This is a genomic window from Mucilaginibacter ximonensis, from assembly GCF_042686265.1.
In the GTDB taxonomy this organism is placed as follows: domain Bacteria; phylum Bacteroidota; class Bacteroidia; order Sphingobacteriales; family Sphingobacteriaceae; genus Mucilaginibacter; species Mucilaginibacter ximonensis.
Genome location: NZ_JBHUPD010000002.1, coordinates 114,098 through 134,077, shown reverse-complemented (window position 1 = coordinate 134,077; position 19,980 = coordinate 114,098). Strand labels below are relative to the sequence as shown.

14 protein-coding genes are annotated in these 19,980 nt (G+C 44.2%); 2 read left to right on the top strand and 12 right to left on the bottom strand.

Translation table 11 applies throughout. The annotated features are described in order from the left end of the window. Positions 1–14 precede the first annotated feature (14 nt). From ACFS5N_RS08240 to ACFS5N_RS08215, 6 genes are all read right to left on the bottom strand, one after another. Entirely contained in the window at positions 15–431 is a 417-nt protein-coding gene (locus ACFS5N_RS08240) for a type II toxin-antitoxin system VapC family toxin (protein WP_377184150.1), read from the bottom strand. Continuing rightward, on the bottom strand, positions 421–663 hold the full coding sequence (locus ACFS5N_RS08235) for a DUF6364 family protein (protein WP_377184148.1): 243 nt from the start codon (positions 661–663) through the stop codon (positions 421–423). The genes ACFS5N_RS08240 and ACFS5N_RS08235 overlap by 11 nt, the downstream gene beginning before the upstream one ends. Before the next feature lie 36 nt (positions 664–699). Continuing rightward, the gene (gene thrC, locus ACFS5N_RS08230; RefSeq protein ID WP_377184146.1) at positions 700–2,010 is read right to left on the bottom strand and encodes a threonine synthase; all 1,311 of its coding nucleotides are present in this window, start codon (positions 2,008–2,010) and stop codon (positions 700–702) included. A gap of 110 nt (positions 2,011–2,120) precedes the next feature. Then, positions 2,121–3,101: a homoserine kinase gene (locus tag ACFS5N_RS08225; RefSeq protein ID WP_377184144.1), complete on the bottom strand. Its 981-nt coding sequence runs from the start codon at positions 3,099–3,101 to the stop codon at positions 2,121–2,123. Positions 3,102–3,115: 14 nt separating this feature from the next. After that, entirely contained in the window at positions 3,116–5,569 is a 2,454-nt protein-coding gene (gene thrA / locus ACFS5N_RS08220; protein ID WP_377184142.1) for a bifunctional aspartate kinase/homoserine dehydrogenase I, read from the bottom strand. Positions 5,570–5,810: 241 nt separating this feature from the next. Continuing rightward, positions 5,811–6,599, bottom strand: a complete 789-nt coding sequence (locus tag ACFS5N_RS08215) for a carbon-nitrogen hydrolase family protein (RefSeq protein ID WP_377184140.1) — start codon at positions 6,597–6,599, stop codon at positions 5,811–5,813. Between the two features lie 92 nt (positions 6,600–6,691). Between ACFS5N_RS08215 and rsgA the strand changes: the two genes are divergently transcribed. Continuing rightward, positions 6,692–7,612, top strand: a complete 921-nt coding sequence (rsgA, locus tag ACFS5N_RS08210; RefSeq protein ID WP_377184138.1) for a ribosome small subunit-dependent GTPase A — start codon at positions 6,692–6,694, stop codon at positions 7,610–7,612. Between the two features lie 2 nt (positions 7,613–7,614). Here the strand turns inward: rsgA and ACFS5N_RS08205 are convergent, their stop codons facing one another. Continuing rightward, entirely contained in the window at positions 7,615–8,715 is a 1,101-nt protein-coding gene (locus tag ACFS5N_RS08205) for an SBBP repeat-containing protein (protein WP_377184136.1), read from the bottom strand. A gap of 125 nt (positions 8,716–8,840) precedes the next feature. On the opposite strand from ACFS5N_RS08205, the gene ACFS5N_RS08200 reads away from it, so the two are divergent. Then, positions 8,841–9,830, top strand: coding sequence for a Kelch repeat-containing protein (locus ACFS5N_RS08200; protein ID WP_377184134.1), 990 nt, complete (start codon positions 8,841–8,843; stop codon positions 9,828–9,830). 341 nt (positions 9,831–10,171) lie between these two features. On the opposite strand, the gene ACFS5N_RS08195 is transcribed toward ACFS5N_RS08200, so the two are convergent. From ACFS5N_RS08195 to ACFS5N_RS08175, 5 genes are all read right to left on the bottom strand, one after another. After that, positions 10,172–11,791 carry an ATP-dependent DNA ligase gene (locus tag ACFS5N_RS08195; RefSeq protein WP_377184132.1) on the bottom strand — a complete coding sequence of 540 codons (1,620 nt, stop codon included), beginning with the start codon at positions 11,789–11,791 and terminating at the stop codon, positions 10,172–10,174. After that, positions 11,788–12,909, bottom strand: a complete 1,122-nt coding sequence (locus tag ACFS5N_RS08190; protein ID WP_377184130.1) for a ligase-associated DNA damage response exonuclease — start codon at positions 12,907–12,909, stop codon at positions 11,788–11,790. Before ACFS5N_RS08190 ends, ACFS5N_RS08195 begins: the two co-directional genes overlap by 4 nt. A 220-nt stretch (positions 12,910–13,129) precedes the next feature. After that, positions 13,130–15,268, bottom strand: a complete 2,139-nt coding sequence (locus tag ACFS5N_RS08185; RefSeq protein ID WP_377184128.1) for a carboxy terminal-processing peptidase — start codon at positions 15,266–15,268, stop codon at positions 13,130–13,132. 198 nt (positions 15,269–15,466) lie between these two features. Beyond that, positions 15,467–16,081, bottom strand: a complete 615-nt coding sequence (locus tag ACFS5N_RS08180) for a hypothetical protein (RefSeq protein ID WP_377184126.1) — start codon at positions 16,079–16,081, stop codon at positions 15,467–15,469. Between the two features lie 109 nt (positions 16,082–16,190). Then, positions 16,191–19,904, bottom strand: a complete 3,714-nt coding sequence (locus tag ACFS5N_RS08175) for a sensor histidine kinase (protein WP_377184124.1) — start codon at positions 19,902–19,904, stop codon at positions 16,191–16,193. Positions 19,905–19,980 lie beyond the last annotated feature (76 nt).

Genomic DNA, 19,980 nt, shown 5'->3' with positions numbered 1-19,980 from the left:
GGCAGCCTTTTCTGTTATAGCAGATTTAAAAAATCTTTGGAACTATAAACGGGTAAGTTGGGTATAGCCGATTTCTGTAAGCCTTTATCCTCTGAAATGAAGAAATCAATTTTATGATGTAAAGCTGTATAATATTGTAAGGCATCTTCAATATCAGTCATTTTTGAATTTAGCGCATTGATTGTTATAGCATGAGTGCAGTCAATTACCTGAATATCGGTTAATAATTGAAGCAATAATTGTTTTGCCTTATCTGTTCCGTAAGCTTTAGTTAACCAATAACTGGTTATATGAACTATTGATGGTGTAATAAATGCTTGAACTTCGCCGTCAATAATGAGTTGGATAAGTTGCTTTGACACGGCATAATTATCTCTTTTTAAAGAGAAATCAAGAAGCAAGTTTGCATCAACAAAAATTTTAGAAGCCATGTTTTGTTGACTGCTGTTCGTAATATGCTTTCTTCAAGTCCAAATTTTTATCAATAGCGGGGGCTTCTAACCCCTCAATCATATCTATAATATTGATTTTTTGAGCGGGACGAACAATCTTAGTGAAATATTCCTCAACCAAATCAGAAACGCTGGTCTGCTTTTTTTTAGCATAAGCTTTTACCTGTTTGATCAATTCTTTTTCTATTGTCAAATTAACATGCGTTTTCATAATAGCAAATATACGTATATATTTTAAAAGTGCGCATTATGCATTCCTCAACAGATAATCCTTAAACGCTTCAAAATCTTTACTCAGAGCCGTTACCTGTTTTTCTTTTTGCTGCAAATCTGCAACTTGCGCAGGTATCTCGATATGCTCAGCAATTTCCGCCGGGAAAACATCCGGGAATTTGCAGGGATGGGCGGTAGACAGGAAAATGCCGGCAGTATTAGCCAGGTGTTGATCTTGCTGATAATCTTTAAGTGCCTGCCAGGCTATGGCAGTGTGCGGACAAGCCACATATTTGTAACGGTCATAAATGGCTTTAATAGCCGCCGATGTTTCTTCATCATTAAAACTATAACCGCTTATTTCATGGTTAAGTAACGACGGGTTTTCTTTAAACATATCGGCAATACGCATCCAGTTGCTCGGGTTACCCACATCCATCGCGTTTGATAGTGTGGCTACCGATGGTTTTGCTTCATAAATGCCGGTCTTTAAAAACTGCGGAACGGTATCATTCGCATTAGTAGCGGCGATAAAATGCTGTACCGGCAAACCCATTTTCCACGCCATTATGCCTGCACCAATATTGCCGAAGTTGCCGCTGGGCACCGAGAATACAATTTTATCCTTGCCTAATTTCAAAGCCTGGGCATAGGCATTGAAATAATAAAAAGTCTGCGGAATTAAACGTGCAATATTAATTGAGTTAGCCGATGTTAAGCGATATTTTGCATTCAGCTCTGCGTCGGTAAATGCTCGTTTAACCAGTGCCTGGCAATCATCAAAAGTGCCGTCAATTTCTAATGCGCGGATGTTTTGTCCGTTGGTGGTTAGCTGCAGTTCCTGAATGTCGCTTACTTTTCCTTTTGGGAAGAGGATGGTTACGCGGGTATTCGGCACTCCTAAAAAGCCGAGGGCTACTGCGCCTCCGGTATCGCCTGATGTAGCAACCAGCACATCCAGTTGCTTTTCGCCTTCCTGCAAAAAGTAGCTCATGATGCGGCTCATAAAGCGTGCGCCAAAGTCTTTAAACGCCAACGACGGCCCGTGGAAAAGCTCCAGTACAAAAACATCTTCCTCTAACTGCACTATTGGTGCATAAAAGTTAATGGCGTCATGAATAATGGCTTGCAGACCATCTGCCGGAATATCATCGCCCAATAAGTTTTGGGCTACATGGAAAGCAATCTCAGGCAGCGAATAGCTGTCCAGGTTATTGATAAACTTGTCGTCCAGGCGCGGAATAGAAACTGGCATATAAAGGCCTTTATCCTGCGGCATGCTGTTAAAAACGGCGTCCTTAAAACTCACGCGCGATTCGGTATTGTTGGTACTGTAAAATTTCATATCACTCCTCTAAATCTTCCGCCGATTGGCGGAGAGACTTATAATTTATTAATTGTTGTCGTTCAAATGTTGTTATTCAAAGCCTCCCCTTTGGGGAGGTTGGAGGGGTGTTACCCCAGCACCCTCGGCCCGGCATCGTTTATCGGCGACACATAGGCGTTTGAGCCAATCTTGATGCCAGTTAAATGCTGCTGCAGTTTTTGGGTGATGATATGGGCGGTTTGCTCATCGCGGGTAAAGGCGAATACAGATGGGCCCGATCCTGAAATACCAAAGCTCACGGCTCCTAATTCCATGGCCATTTCGCGCATTTTGTGAAAATCGGGTATCAGCATAGAGCGTACCGGTTCCACCAAAACGTCCTGCATACTTCGGCCAATCAGGTCAATATCGTTCATAAATAAACCGCTGATCAGTCCGGCGATATTGCCCCATTGGGTCACGGCATCTTTCATACTGATTTTATTGCGGATGATCTGTCGCGCCTCGCGGGTAGGTACATCTACATCCGGAAAAACAATAGCGCAATACAAATCTTTCGGATGCGGCAGCCTGACAACGTCAAGGGGCTCATAGCTGCGAATCAGCACAAAACCGCCAAACAATGCCGGCGCTACGTTGTCGGCATGCCCGTGGCCGCAGGCCATTTCCTCGCCTTTCATGGCAAATGGCAGTTGATTAATCGGGTCGCTGGTGTCGCCTAATAAAGTTTTTGCGGCAAATAAACCTGCAACCGTACTGGCTGAGCTTGAACCCAGGCCGCTACCAATTGGCATTTTTTTATGTAGTTCGATGTCAAGCCCCAAATCGGTACGTCCAGCACTTTCCAGGTAATGCTTAACGCTTACGCTCACGGTATTTTTAGCCGGATCGAGCGGTAGTCGTCCATCGTCGCCGGTAATTTTGCTTATCGTGATGCCGGGTTTGTCAGTAACGCGCATGATCACTTCATCGCCGGGCGCGTTAACCGCAAAACCCAGAACATCGAACCCGCAAACTACGTTGGCTACAGTCGCCGGGGCGAAAACTTTTATGCTTGTGCCGACTTTTAAATCATCGGCAGCTATTATTTCTTGTATGTTATTTTCCATGTTTTTTAAGTCGATTAATTAGCGCCCACATTGATTAAATCGGCAAACACACCAGCGGCAGTAACCTCGGCGCCAGCACCAGGGCCTTTTACCACCAGCGGCCGCTCTTTGTACCTGTCTGTAGTGAAAGAGATGATATTATCGCTGCCAGACAGCATATAGAAGGGGTGGTTTTCATCAACCATTTGCAAGGTGATAGATGCTTTACCATCTTCAAGTTTACCTATGTAGCGCAGTACTTTATTTTCCGCTTCCGCGCGATTTTTAATTTCGGCGAAAAATGCATCTTCATCTTTCAGTGTCTGATAAAAATCTTCGACAGTGGCTGCATCCAAACTGCTTTGAGGCAACATGCTTTCAATTATCACATCCGAAGATTCCAGCGCATAACCCGCATCGCGTGCCAGGATGAGCATCTTACGCATAAAATCGGTTCCACGCAGGTCATCACGCGGGTCGGGTTCGGTATAGCCTTTATCCTGAGCCAGTTTCACGGTGTCGTGGAAGTTGGCATCACCTTTAAAATTATTGAACAGAAAAGAAATAGTTCCTGAAAGTATAGCCTCGATCTTTTGCACACGGTCGCCACTGTTCATCAGGTCTTTCAGCGTGCGGATAATCGGCAGGCCGGCACCGACGTTGGTTTCGTAAAAAAAATCAACACCATGTTGCCGCGCCGCGTCTCTGAATGTTTTGTACTGCTGGTATGAGCCCGAGTTGCCTATTTTATTACAGGTTACAATGGATATGGTCGACTTTAAAACATCTTCATAAAACTCAATTGGCTTAGCGCTGGCGGTGTTGTCAATAAATACGCAGTTAGGCAGGTTCATGCTTTTCATCTTGTTGATGAAAGCCGGAAGATCAGCCTTTTCCGGCGATTGATTTAACTCTTCTTCCCACTTAGCCAATGATACACCATCAGTATTAAACAGCATTTTACGGGTATTGCTAATGCCTACAATCTTTACCTGTATGCCATTGTTTTCCTGTAGGAATTCAGTATGTCCGTTCAATTGGTTAAATAATGTCTTGCCAATATTGCCGGTACCCAGGCAAAAGGCATGCAGGGTTTTGGTTAGCTGCACAAAGAAGGCATCGTGCACCGCATTTAAGGCTTTCGCCAAATCATTTGCCGATACGATCACCGAAATATTGTATTCTGACGAACCTTGCGCAATAGCGCGCACATTGACACCATTACGGCCCAGCGCATGGAACAGTTTGCCCGATACACCCGGCGTTTCTTTCATGTTTTCGCCTACAACGGCTAGTATGGCCAGGTCTTTTTCTATCTCTACGTGCTCAAGTTTTTTAGCTAGTAATTCCAGCTCAAACTCATGCTCAATAACACGGCGTGCGCGCTCTGTGTCGCCCGGCGAAACGGCGAAAGTAATGCTGTGCTCTGAAGATGACTGAGTGATTAAAATAACATTGATCTGCTCGCGGGCCAGCAGCGAGAACAGCCTACCGCTAAAGCCAGATTTACCCACCATGCCGCTGCCCTCAACATTCAGAATACTGATGTTATTGATAGACGATATACCCTTAATAGCCAGGTTTGATGGCGCACAGTGGTGTTTGATCACAGTCCCTGCAAAATCGGGCTCGAAAGTGTTTTTAATGACGATAGGGATCTTTTTTAAAAAGGCCGGGATCATGGTCGGCGGATAGATTACCTTAGCACCGAAATAGGATAGTTCCATGGCTTCGGTATAAGTTAACTCAGGCAATGAAAATGCTTTTTTCACCATGCGCGGGTCGGCAGTCATCATGCCGTTAACGTCGGTCCATATCTGTATTTCGGCGGCATTTAATGCTGCGCCAAAAATTGCTGCAGTATAGTCGCTGCCGCCACGGCCCAGCGTAGTGATCTGGCCCTCGTTATTACTGGCAATAAACCCGGTAACAAATAAGGTTTTGTCTTTATTCTCCTGGTACAAGCCGCGAATCAGTTGCTCGCTCAATTCGGTATTTACCTTGGCCTGGCCAAATGAGCTATCGGTTTTAATTACGGTTGATGTATCGACAAAAGCTGCCGGAAAGTATTGTGCGGCAATCTTGCTGATCATAAAGGCCGAACAGCGCTCGCCGTAGCTAACAATCAGGTCACGGGTTTTGGCGGTAAGTTCGCGCAGGGTCAATACGCCCTGCAATAGCTCTTCCAATACCTTAAAATTAATAAGTAAGCCGGTAACAGCAGGGTTTTGGTTCTTAATTTCAAGTAAAGCTTTCACCACGCCGATGTGGCGTTTTTCCAACTCGGATAGTTGTTGAGCAAAATCATTGCCGCTGGCAGCGTCTTCTGCCAAAGCAATAAGTGTGTTGGTTACGCCACTCATGGCCGATAATACTACTACCGGTTTGTCGGAGCCAGATTGTTTAACCTCTTCTTTGAGGATGTTTAACAGGGTTTGAATACTTTGAACCGAACCTACGGATGTTCCGCCAAATTTTAGGATCTTCATTACTGGGCTATTTAAAACAAAAGCGCCTTCCTCTGTGTGGAGGAAGGCGCTCATGTGGTTTATTTTTTATGTCTTTACACCATACGCTTATCTTCCTCCGTGGCTGTTGCCGGTGGTTGTAATCGTTGTGGTGGTTGTGTTTTTAATTATCATTGTTTTATGGCAGCAAATTAAATACTTAGTTTTTGAAATAACAAGAATAAAATTTTATTTTTTATATAATCTACAGATTTTATCAGCTTTACTGGTAAAGTTCGCTTTTAAATCGCTTTGCCAGTAAGCCGGTGGCTTGTTCTAAATCAATGTCTATCACCAAAACACCCGGCTCGCGATAAGGCTGCCAGGCAAGGCATTCGCCAGCCGGATGGATAACCGACGATGCGCAATCAGGATACTGAAAACAATAATTGACGCTGGCAAAGTAAATAGTGTTCTCTCTTGATCGCATCATCATTGCTTTCTCATAGTACGGGTTATCTGCTGCGCCCCAGTCGGTGGGCGAGGCGCCGCCTCTATTGCTGCCGGAGCAATGGGGGTGGAATACTATTTTAGCATCGCGCACTGCGGCCCATCGGGTTAGCTCTGGGTATCTAAAACCTTCATGGCATATAACCACGCCAAACTTTACACCATTTACCTCAAATAGTTTTCGCATTGTGCCGGGTGTCCAAATGTCGTCTTCACTGGGGTCCAGCTGGGTTTTAGGTTGATAATCCTGTAGTTCGCCATTGGCGGATATTACCCAGGCTACATTTTGATAGCCGTCGGACGAGTACCAGTCCATAGGCAGAATAATGGCAATTTGATTATCGGCAGCAATTTGACGCGCCTTTGCTAGAGCGGCTTGCAATTGTTGTGGTGTAGCCTTTTCAATATTAAATTCGGGATACGGATAGCCGGGGATAAACGACTCGGGAAAGCAAATGATCTCTGCTTTTTGCGCCGATGCTTCTTTCGCTAATTTTTCGAGTGATTGCAGGCCGTCGGCAATCGAGGTGGGGAACAGTGGCGATGCGAGTGCGATTTTCATGCGGGTATTGTTGTTGTCTAAAGGTCAGGTTTTTTGTAGAGAAGTGGTATTTTATTCGTCATCAATTTAATTTTTACCTTTGTAGTTCACACATGCAGGGATTAGTCACAAAATCAACCGGAAGCTGGTACCAGGTGCAAACACCCGATGGCAAGCGGTATGATTGCCGTATCAAAGGGAAATTCAGGATCAAGGGCATTGTAACCACCAATCCCATAGCCGTCGGCGACGAGGTTGATTTTGAAGTGGAACCCGACCAGCAAACTGCCGTAATCACCAACCTGCATCCCCGCAAAAACTACATCATTCGTAAATCTATCAACCTCTCTAAACAAGGGCAGATTATAGCGGCTAACCTTGATCAGGCGCTGTTGGTGGTCACTTTGGCATCACCGCGCACTTCATTAGGTTTTATTGACCGTTTTTTGGTGACAGCCGAGGCTTATGATATACCTGCCAAATTGGTATTTAATAAGTTAGATCTGTTTAGTGATGAAGGCCTGGAAATATTAGCCGATTATAAAGCGGTTTATGAAAACATTGGCTATCCATGCTATGAAGTCTCAGCATTGGTTGGTACCAATATCAACCAGGTGCAGGAGTTATTAAAAGATAAAATAACGCTGATATCGGGCCACTCGGGTGTGGGGAAATCAAGCCTGATCAACGCCTTGTTACCCGACCTTGAACTGCGTACCAGCGAAGTTTCTGAATGGAGCGACAAAGGCACCCACACAACCACCTTTGCCGAAATGTTTGAGACACCGCAAGGCGGTTTCATTATTGACACTCCGGGCATACGCGAACTGGGAATCATCGACATTGAAAAAGCAGAACTAAGCCATTTCTTCCCTGAAATGCGCGAGCGTATGCATAACTGTAAGTTTAACAACTGCCAGCATATTAATGAGCCAGGCTGCGCCGTGCTTGCCGCGCTTGAACGCGGCGAGATTGAGCCATCACGCTATGATAGTTATTTGAGTATTTATCATGGTAATGATACCAGGGCTTGATCTTAATAATGCTGATCTACATACAGTCCGCTAAATACTGAAGTCTGACCGTCTGTAACAAGATATTTTATTGATGATGTGCCATCCCAAAGCCTACCGTATCTTTGTGTGCCTGCAAGGAGCGATCCGGTTATAAATATATGCGTGTCAACAAGGGCAATATCGTTCAGTTCCGAGCCGCCCGAAAAATCCACCTGTACACCATTTACCCAATAATATGCCTTATCATACCCAAAATAAGTATCATCCTCGCCCGATCCTACCATATAAAAATCATTGCCTTTAGTTACAATGGCATTAGCATAAGCCCATTTGGTGGTTTTTGGAAGCGTGGTCATTACATCATTTTTCCAATAAACGGCGGTAGCATTTGAGCCGGGATTTAGCGTGCCGCATACATATATATTTGAGTTATCATCAATTGCTATACCTGTTGCTTCAGCGTTGGCGCCAAGGGCGTGTACAACCCCGTTTTTCCAGTAGCATGCAAATTCTTTGTTGTTTGCATCGGTGTATGAACCGGTGATATAAATGTCATTTCCTTTAACCAGTATCCGGGTTGCGCTGCCATTGTTGGTCAGTACGGTCTTTGCCTTGTTTCTCCAAAAAACACCCTGGTATAAGCCCGGGGCGCGTATGTTACCGACACAAAGTATGTCGTCGCCTTGTACGGTAATATCATTAGCTATTGAATTGTATTCAGTATGATCGGTTAAAGAAACGGCGGACTCAAAATTTTTCCAATAAACGGCATAAATATCCTTAGTAACGGTCTCATATCCACAGATATAGGTATTGCCTTTTGAAACCCAGATATTTGAAGCCGCAGACAGCGTATTAGATAAAGGCGTAAGGATACCATTTTTCCATAACTCAGCGTGGTTAACATCTGTTTGGTTTTTGTTAATATACCCGACATAATAAATGTCCGTTTGTAGAGTACCGCTTGTGCCGGTAGTACCAGTCGTACCCGTAGTGCCGGTTGTACCGGTAGTTCCAGTGGTGCCGTTTGACCCCTGATTGGGCACGGGCGCGGATTTTTTGCAAGATAACAAGCAGGCAAATAATAGCCCTGTGAAAGTTAAACAGGTAAAGGTTTTCATTGGTTTATAATTTGGGTTTACACTAATGTAGTGATTTTTAATGTATTGCCGCAAATATTTATTTTAGGTTAACAAACCAAATACCCCACGAAATGGTTGCTGTTTATAACCCATATATGCTTATAATGAAAAAACTGATGATCGCCTTGCCTTTGCTGTTAATTACATTGGCCGCCTTTTACCGCATGGATAATGGCCAGTGGGCGCTGGTTACGTCAACTAATACACCGCCGTCGCGTAACGAATGTGGGTTTGCTGCTGTTGATGGTAAATTATACCTGGTAGGCGGCGATGCAACGGCACAACCGGTCGAGATCTATGATCCGTCGACGTCAAGCTGGACAAAAGGAGCCACCGCCCCTTCAATTATGCACCACTTTCAGGCAGTAGATTTCGGTGATAAGGTTTATGTGCTCGATGCTTTTTCAGACCGAAACTATCCTAATCAGGTGCCTTTGGCTAATGCTTATGCCTACGACACCAAAACTGACAACTGGCAGCAACTGGCCGGTTTACCCGAGGGCCGCCGCAGGGGCGGGGCTGGTGCTGCGGTTTATAAAGGGAAACTGTACCTGGTTTGTGGCATTTTGCACGGTCACCACGATGGTACTAACGGGTTGTTTGACGAGTACGACCCCAAAACCAACAGCTGGAAAAGTTTGCCCGATGCGCCCCACATTCGGGATCATAGCATGGCTGTTGTGGTAAACGATAAACTCTATGCTGTTGGCGGGCGTAATACCAGTCTGCACGACCCTAACAACTTTATGTCGTTTTTTGATAAGGTGGTTTTGGATGTGGATTGCTACAACTTTAAAACCGGCAAATGGAGTACGCTGGCTGCTAAACTACCTAAAGGTACGGGTGGCGGCAACTGTGTGAACCTGGACGGTAAGATATTTTACATAGGCGGCGAGCGGGCTACGGCCACCACACCCAACGGCCCCCAAAAAGACGTTTACTATATCGACCCCGAAACTGATACCGAATGGAAAGCTGCCCCAAGCCTGAACAAACCCCGCAATGGCGTGGGCGCAGCGGTTTATAATCATCAGATTTACATTGCAGGCGGTGCCAGTGGTGATATTGGTTTGGAAAGGTTTGGGTGGAAATAGATTGCATGGTGTTCCACTTAAAATATGAAACACTTTGAAACAGTTATTTTTGTAACTTATTTATAATCAAGTTTTTGTCAAAATGAGTGAACCACTTTGGAACAGTAGTAATACTTTGAGTGGGTGATTTTAAGTGCTTGATATGAAGTTGTTTATATTGTTTTGTGCTGTTTTTGCTTTTTGTAGTGAAACACCTAAAATGGAACATGCATAAGATTCTTATGTATAATTAGTTTCTCGTTCGTGATATCGAATTTATTTATTTTGTCATGCTGAGGTACGAAGCATCTGCCGGCTAGCTGAACGCGCAGATCCTTCGCTATTGCTGCGGATGACAAAAGTCAATCTCCAAGCAGCGCTTTCAAATTATCCAAAGTATCGGCCTCTTCTTTAGGTTTATCATGCCGCCAGCGCAGTATGCGCGGAAAGCGCAGCGCTATGCCCGATTTATGCCGCGTTGAACGGTTAATGCCTTCAAAACCTATCTCAAAAACCAGTTCAGGTTTTACCGTACGTACCGGGCCAAATTTTTCGAGCGTGTTGCGTTTTACAAAATAGTCTACCTTGTTTATCTCGGCATCAGTAAGGCCCGAGTAGGCTTTGGCAAATGGTACCAGCTTGTCGCCATCCCAAACGGCAAAGGTGTAGTCGGTGTACAGATCGGCGCGGCGGCCGTGCCCTTTTTGTGCGTAAATCATTACGGCGTCTACCGACAGCGGGTCTATCTTCCACTTCCACCAGTCGCCGCGCTTGCGGCCAACCTGGTAGGTGGCGCTTTTGCGTTTCAGCATTATCCCTTCGGCAATCATGGCCCGTGATTGTTCGCGGATGGTAGCCAGTTCATCCCAGCTTTCAAATTTTATCAAGGCCGATATACGGAATGTTTCAGGATAATTAGTAGCCGATTGTAATTGTTCCAGTATCTCCCGGCGTTCACTTTGTGTTTTATTGCGGATATCTTCGCCGGCACATTCCAAACAATCGTAAGCAATTAAAGCTACCGGGCTTTCTTCCAATATCTTCTTACTTAAATTTTTACGGCCAATGCGGGTTTGCAACACGTTAAAGGGCATTGGCTGCCCGTTTTGAAAGCTCAGTATTTCACCATCCAGCACGGTTCCATCGGGCAGGTCACTTAAAGACGGATGCAGCTCCGGGAACTTTTCCGTCGCCAAATCCTCGCCCCGGCTCCAGATAAATAGCTTACCCTCACGTTTAATAAGTTGGGCACGTATGCCATCCCATTTCCATTCAGCCTGCCAATCTGAGGCGTCGCCCAGGGCGCTTTTCAGGTCATCTGCCGACTTTTGTTTTTCTGACGTCTCTTGTATCGGGTAAGCCAAAAAGAAAGGGTAGGGGCGCGATATATCGTCTGCTGCCCCTTGTTCCTGTACAAGTTGGTCGTACGTGTAAGTTTCCGGCATCCAATTACCCATTATGCGATGGGTCAATGTTGCCGCATCTAATCCTGTAATGTCGGCCAGCGCTTTAATCACCAGGTTTTGTGATACGCCCACGCGGAAACTGCCTGTGAGCAGTTTGTTGAACACAAAACACTCCTGTGTATCCAGCACGTTCCATGATTCAATGAGCCAGAGCTTGCGTTCTTCTTCAGATTTTGCACTCAGTTCATTCAGCTCGCCTATCCAATCGGTAAGTGTTTTATCATTGGTGCTGTTGGCATTCTGCGGCATAAGCAAGGCCATGGTTTCGGCTAGATCGCCCACCACTTGGTAGCTTTCTTCAAATAGCCATATAGGTATATTGGTAATCTCTGTAGCCCAGGTGCGTACCTGGGTTGCGTTGATAACGCGTTTTGGCTTGCGCCCGGTAAACAGCGCCAGCATATGCATTTTATCTGTATCGGGTACACTGTTAAAATAGTCCTTTAAAACCTTAACCTTTTCGTTGGTTTTGTTGGTTTCGTCAAGCGAGGTGAAGAGTTGAGCGAAGGCTTTCATAAAAATAGTCCCCCAGCCCCCTCTAAATCTCCTCCGGCAGGGGAGACTTTTTGATTTTCAATATTTTTATTTGAGGCGAAGGCATCATAAAACTCCTCCCCATCCGGGGGAGGTTGGGAGGGGGCTCCCTCATCATCGCCATAAAGTGTGTGCACTTCATGCGCATCAAAGCCAATTTCATTTAAGTAACGGGTAAAGCTGGCTGTGTAGCCATGCGTCAGGTAAACTTTTTCGCAGCCGGTAGCATCTATGGCGCTGATAAGGCCATCCCAGTCGGCGTGGTCAGAAAGTATAAAGCCGCGATCAGCAGCCCGGCGTCGTTTTGCGCCCCGGATAGCCATCCAGCCCGAACAATATCCAAAACTGTAAGGTTGAAATTTACGCATCCAGGGTGTGCCTACAGATGATGGCGGCGCCAGGATAATGCCTTTGCGTACTTCGTCTTTTGGGGTGTCGATAGTAATGCGATGGGTGGGATTTAGAATTACGCCGTTTCGACGCAAAGCCTCGTTAGTATTCTCAATTACGCCATGGGTATATACCTTGCCGATGGACAGGTCAAGATTTTGCAAAATACGCTGCGCCTTACCCAACGAGTAGCCTACAATTACCGTCGCCAGCCCATTGTTTACATTGCTGCGCCACCAATTATTTACATCCTCAAAAATTTGTGCCTGCGGCTTCCATTGGTACACCGGCATACCGAAGGTACACTCAGATATAAAATGATGACAACGTACCGGTTCAAATGGTGTCGAAATACCATCGTCCTCTGTTTTATAATCGCCGGATACTACCCATATCTCCCCTTTATATTCAACCCTTATTTGCGCCGAACCGATAACATGTCCGGCAGGGTAAAGCGTTACACTTACACCGTTTTTCATGACCCTTTCGCCATACTCGACTGTTTGCAGTTGTATCTCGCCGAGGCGGTAATATAAAACCTCGCGCGACAGATGGTGGGCCAGATAATGTTTGTGCCCCCAATAAGCATGGTCGGCATGCGCATGGGTAATCACGGCATCGTCCACCGGTTTCCAGGGATCTATATAGAATTTGCCCTGATCGCAATAAATGCCTTTTTCAGTAAACTCAAGCAGTGGTTTTCTGGCCATGTTTAATAAACCGCTGGACTAAGAATTGGTTTGAGCTTGTGTTGCAGAGGCTTCACCTCCACGTCATGCCGAATTTATTTCGGCATCCCTCGCGCTAAGTTGCGAAACCAATAGCCGCGCGTTTACCTTGCAGATGGGATGCCGAAATAAATTCGGCATGACGTAAAACAAAAAACCCTGGCACGAGGGCCAGGGTTTTTGTTTTACGTTATTCAACTGCTTAATAACCCGGAGTAGCTATTTTAGTAAGCTTGGTGTCGCTGTTAATAAAGTCTATCAAAATTTGACCGGCTTCCAGTTTCAGCGGATCAAGATCTTCATTTTTAGGTTTAGCTTCGCCTTTTTTCAAAGGTTTATAACCCAGCGCTACACGCAGGTTGTTGTCGCGGGCAAGGGTTCTGGCCTCGTCGTCGTCGCGTTGTTTTTTAAGCTGCTGCTCGTTTAGGGTCACGCTTTTTTCTTTTTCGCTTTTGCGATAGTCGGCAATGGTTTGCTCAAAGGCTTTATAAGCCGCACTGTTGGCAACGCGCTGCTCGTGCATTTTTCTGAGCGACGGTATTACTGACGACAGATCGGCAACTTTAGTATAATCGCTTTTGGCAATCACGTCAAAAGGTAAAGCGGACGGATCGGTGTCCTCACCATATTTATCCAACGGAATTAATGACGGGAACTGAATATCAGGGATAACCCCTTTATGCTGGGTTGAGTTACCACTAATGCGGTAAAATTTAGCTATGGTTAAGTTTAACTGACCATATTGGCTTTCGCTGCCGGTTGATGTTGTTTTTTTAGGGCCTGTGGTTAAGCCTAGTTTTTCTGCAACCGAAGGAGTTATAATTTTATCCAGATCAATCTCACTTTGCACGGTACCTTTACCGTAGGTGTTTGTGCCGATGATTAAACCACGGCCATAATCCTGTATTGCACCTGCGAAAATTTCAGATGCCGATGCGCTGAAGCGGTCAGTCATTACTGCCATAGGGCCGGTGTAGGCAATTGACGGGTCTTCGTCTTTATTTACGTCAATTTGGTCTTGGGTATCCCTAACCTGAACTACCGGGCCAGTTTTAATAAACAAACCGGTAAGGGAGATAGCCTCATTTAATGAGCCACCCCCGTTTTCGCGCAAGTCGACAATAATGCCGTCAACACCTGCTTTTTTCAGGGTGTCCAGCACTAAACGCATATCGCGGGTAGTGCTTTGGTAATTAGGGTCGCCGGCGCGGGCAGCGTTAAAATCGGCATAAAAAGCCGGCACGTTAATGACGCCTATTTTGTAGGTTTTGCCGTTGCTGTTATAGGTTTTAATCTCTTGTTTAACCAATTGGTCTTTCAATACAATTTTGTCGCGCACCAGTTCAATTACTTTTGGCTGGTCTGAAACGGCTTTGCCCTGAGGCAATATTTTTAGCTTTACTACGGTGCCTTTGGTACCGCGGATAAGCTTGATTGCATTATCAATTCTCCAACCAATAATATCCTGAAACTCGCCGTCCTTACCTTGTGCTACAGCCAAAATCCGGTCGCCCGCATTAATCTGGTGGCTCTTATCGGCCGGGCCGCCGGCTACTACCGATTGGATGGTTACGTACTCATTTTTGGTTTGCAGTGTTGCGCCAATACCTTGCAGCGACCTTGACATCTCCATATTAAACTGCGCAGCATTAAACGGGTCGAAATAGTTGGTATGCGGATCGATGGCGTTGGTAAAATCGTCCATAAAGATCTGGAATACGTCATTACCGTTTAACTTGCCGTTTTGTGTCAACAGGTCCTGGTAACGTTTTTTAAGTTTCTCTTTGTCTTTGGCGACATCCTTGTCGGCCAATACCAAATTCAACAGATCATATTTAACACGTTTGGTCCACTCTTTATCCATCTCAGCTTGCGTGGCTACCCATGGCAGGTCAGTCCTATCGTAAGTAAAAGACTCTTTTTCGCTAAAGTCGAAGTTGTTGTTCAACTGTGCTATTGAGTATTTGATGCGCTCCTGATATCTTTTTTGGAACACGTTAAAGATGTAGTAAACATCATTCAGGTTACCGTTTTTGATATCGTCGCTTAAAGAGTTTTTGTACTTGTTAAAATCCTGTATATCTGAGGCTAAAAGATACGTATGGGTTTCGTCTAAACTTTTCAGGTACCGGTCAAATATCACTGCCGATAAAGAATCATTCAGTTGGACTTTTTTATAGTTATATGAGGTAATAAACTTGGCTACGGTTTTGCAAACCAGGCTTTGCTGTTCGGTAGGCTCCAGATTATTTGAGCCCGGCACTTTAATAATTGGTGCAGGAGTAGCGTGACAAGCCAGGGTGGCCCCCACGGCAAGCACAAAATAAAATCTTTTAAACATATCTTTTACTAACGTTAATTCGGGTGTTTTGGTAGGGTACATCAATACTTGTGCCTATTATAAATTGCTAATGTAAAAAAAGAGATGTCAAGTTAAGCATCTCTTTATATAAGACTAGTTACAAGTAACAATATTACAATAATGTTTTACTGTTTTATTATTTCGATAAGTATTTTACGTAATTGTTATAAACCAGGCTTAGTTTACAACAGTTTTGGCATTGGCGGCTTCAACCGCCTCTGCATAACGCAGTTCGGCCTTAACAGCTACAATTTTATTGGTTTGCAGAAATTTTATCTTTTTGTTTACCAAAGCAACGTCAGTCTGCATCCCTTTTGATACAGCCAGGTCATGTGCTTCCAGTAAATCGGCCATAGCCAGCGTCAGTTCACCTATAGATACTTTGATATCTGTTAACAGATAAAGGTTATCCAGTACGTGGCGGGCATTACCGGCTTGTTTAGCTATATTGTTGCTTTGCAGCAAATACCATTTGGCTTCAGAAAAACGATTTTGCTTCAGGTACAAAATTGCCAGATCAGTAAAATTATAACTGGCCTGGTCATAAATTCTGAAACGCATGTTATGTTTGGCTTCTTTCAAAATCGACGCTTCTTCAATCTCAAGGTCGTACACAGAACGCGGTATTTTTACTACTTCAAGCTTTGCCGGCGGATTATCTTTAATTTGTATCTGGTAGCTGACAGGAGCAAGGCTAAGCACTTCAGGAGCTGGTTTGTGCTTGCGTTTCCAGAATTGGGCCGATGCTGATAAACTTAAGGTAACGAAGACTAAAAAAAGAAAAAATCTCATCAATATTTATTGCTTAATTAATTAAGTCCTCTGTTAACGATATCTTTCAGCGTTTATTATACTGCCAATTTATGTATTTATCTTGAGGTTAACAAATGTGTCGCAAAATTTAAATTGCAGCGGGCAGGCTCAGGAAGAAAGTAGTGCCCTGGCCGGCAACGGTTTCAAACCAAACCTTGCCCCCGGCGTTCTCAACCGAGTTTTTTACAAAAGCCAAACCCAAACCAGTACCTGAACTTTTGGTGGTAAAGTTAGGTTCAAATATCTTTTCGCGCATACCCTCAGGTATGCCGTTGCCGTTATCTTTCACCGCTATACTGATGTTTTTTTCGTCGGTTTCGTAAGTGATGTCCAGTAAGCCAAGCCGGTCGGCAGGGGTTGCTTCAATAGCATTTTTAAGCAGGTTGTTAAAGCAGCGCAGTAACTGGTCCCTGTCGGCTACCACAAAAAAGGGCTCATCAGGCACCTGGTAGTTTATGGTAAAGTTTTCGGTTTGCTTAAATATGGTAACAGCCTGATTAATCACTTCAAATATATTGAAGCGTTCCATACGTGTATCCGGCATTTTAGCAAAGGCCGAAAACTCAGAGGCTATCTGTGATAAACTTTCAATCTGCTCTACAAACGACTTGCTGAAACGTTCAAACTTCTGGTCAAATTTGGCGTCTTTCTCGCGCCATGATTTCTCCAGCAACTGCAAGCCCAATTTTAAAGGCGTAAGCGGATTTTTGATCTCATGCGCTACCTGCTTGGCCATTTCGCGCCAGGCACTCTCCCGCTCAGATTGTGCCAGCCGCGCGGCACTGGCTTCAAGTGCTGAGATCATTTTGTTGTACTCTTTTATCAGCGCACCTATCTCATCGTCACGATCCCATTTAATGGGCTCATTCTTTTTGCCATAAATTGTTTTGCTTAAACTCTGCTGGATAAAATTCAACGGATTGGTTATCTGTCTGGCAATGATAACGGCGAGCAAACCTATCGCAATAAAAATAATAGCATAGATATTGATCATGAAGTTTAACAACGAGCCGATACGCTCTTTATAATCGGCCTGGTTAGAGAAATAGGGCAGTTGTAAAAAGGCTACGGTTTCGCCTTTGCTGCGTATGGGCGCATAAACGGTTTTATAGTTTAATCCGCCTATCATTTCATCATTTACAATTTCAGACCGCTTTTCTACGCACAGGTTAATATAGGCCTTGGCATTCATGCGTTTGGCAATGAGGTTATCATCATAAATACGTGGCTGCGTAGTAATGAGCAACGAGCCGTGACTGTCAAATAATACCAGATCAGACGAATAAGAGGCTGCAATGGCGTCAAATTTCAGCTGACTTTGCTCATTAATGTGGGTCATGTATTTATCAAACATGCCGTTCTCAAAAGCATCGGTTATCTTAATAATACGGTCACGTATCATGTTGTCCTGCTGGGTCTGATACTCGGTACTTATGGAAATGTAAGTAACTACGCCTACCAATATCAGTGTAATCACTACCGCAAACACCATTGAAAACTGGATGCGGGTTTTGTACATCAGTTTACCCAGCGTGATCTTAAGCCCCCATTTTATTTTGTTGTTGGTAATGGTCAGGATCTTAATACGCAGCCAGGCCCAGCTTGCTGCAAATACAACCACACTGAACAGCAAGAGTATTACAAAAAAGAAAGTAACAGAAGTAATGCTGTATAAAAATGATGGTTCCTTTTTACTTACAACTATAACATTCCGTTCAGACGGCTTGTAAATAAGATGGTCGTAAATAATGTTGGGGCGGTACCAGGATCCGCTTTCGGTTTCGCTGGTTCTATGATTAAATGTTTTAACCGGATAGGCATAGGCTATGCGCACTAACCTGTAAATATAGCTGCCGCTCTGCGCCACCAGTTTGTTATCTGAATAAAACGCGTACGAGTAATTTTTAAAATCATCGCGGTCACGCAGGCGCCCGTCAATTAATAACTCAGGGAAATAGTTCGTTGTCTGCAGCGCTTTTGATTTTAGCTCAATAACTATAGATCCCCAGTTTTTATCGCCTTTTGCTATAGGGATAATGCCAAAATAATTCTGGAACCCAAATGACTCGCCCCAGTTTTCGCGATAAAAATAATTAGACACCTTAAGTGAGCCAAGCATCACCATGTCCTTATAGGCCGAAAGCGGATTGTCCTGGTCGGCCGATAGCGGGCGTTCATGGGCGTTATACGCGTGTACTTTAAAATCATATTTAGAAAGGTAACCGTCAAAATACAATTTTTGTAAACGGTTTTGCAGGTAGTCGGCGTTGTGTATGGTGTCTGCGAAATAGTTTATAATAAATGGGTTGTTGGCAATCTGCCGTTCTACTTTTTTCAACAGGTAGTCAGCCACAGAGTCTGTCGGGTTCTCTAATTTATGCACCAGGGCCTTACGGCTTTCTTTTTCTTTTTGATCTGCAAAGTGACTCAGGCTCATGGATGCTATCACGGCGCAGATCAGCAATACGCCGGCAAACATAAAAGTAGTTGGCTTGCCGTTGTTATAATGGTAGCTGTAACCGCGCATTACCACAATTAGCCCCCATAAAATGTAATAGGTTATTATTTCTTGTCTTACAATACTGAAATAACAGGTAGCCGTAATTACAGCAATGATCAGTAAAATGAGCTGATGTTTTATCGGTACTGGTACCCGGCTGCATATGGTTTGAAAAACTTCGTTAAGCAGGTAAAATATAAAAAAGCTTAAGCAAAGCATTAATATGCCGCAGAAACTATATGCTGATAAGCCCAGTACGTTATTTACGTCAAAATTGATGTCTGAGTGTATTACCAGGCCATGAAATACGCGCATCAGGATAATTGACACACTGATAAGTACTGCGATACAGGATATAACTAATACATACCCGCCTGCTTTGCCGGGCTGGTATTTAAGAAGTTTGAAGCGTTGCCGGTAAATGTGAGCTACCAGCCAGCTAATCAGGAAAAGGTTGATACAAAGATCGCCTAATGATGGAAACAGTTTGCTGGTGCTGTAAACATGAGGATTAAAAATATCAAGCCGGTAAGTAAAGTTTGGCCAACCGTATTCAAGATTGAGGTACCGTATGCCGGCAATAAACACTGCGAGGAAAATGAACGACAGAAACAGTTGGCCTTTGTTAACAAGGTATGAGCAAATGTTTTGAACCAGTACGCAAATTACCAGCAGGGTTATTAACCAAAGCACCAGCTCGAAATAAAAGAAACGATAGTTAAGCTCGTTAGACTTTACCTTAACCCAAAACAGATTAACCTTTGTTATACTTTGAACGGGAAAGGCGTCTTTATCTGTAAAATCGGCAATATCTATATTGTTATCTTTTAGTAAATCGGGTGCAAATGTGTTTTTAAGGTATTGATTCTGTACCGCGTAATTGGTTTTTACGGGGATCAAGAATATTACCGAGAAATCCCCGTCGCTTTTTTTTACAGCCTCATAATAGCCGTTATCCCAACGGTGAAATGAATAACCTTCTTTGGCATAATCAGGCCCTGGAGGTATCATGCTGATATCGCTCCAATATTGTACACGGTTATTTTTATAGGTTATTACCAGTATGTTATGGTCATCTGTAAACTCCTGTATGCATTTTAAGCCGTCCTCGTAATTATTGGCTATGGCTTTAAAACGGTTAAGGCCATCAGGAGCGCTAAGGGCTTTATTAATAAACTCTTCTTTTTGATGCAGCCCGTTTTCGAGCATCCTGGCTGTTTGTGCCAGGTTAACGGCAGGCGTATACGTCGAGCGTACAATTATCGACGTCAATAATAAACTGGCACCAAGCAGTGCCAACATTAACCTGATTTTTCCAGCGTAACTCAAAAGCGGTATAAGGTGTTAAGACATTTGTAAACTTACAAATAAAAAAAAG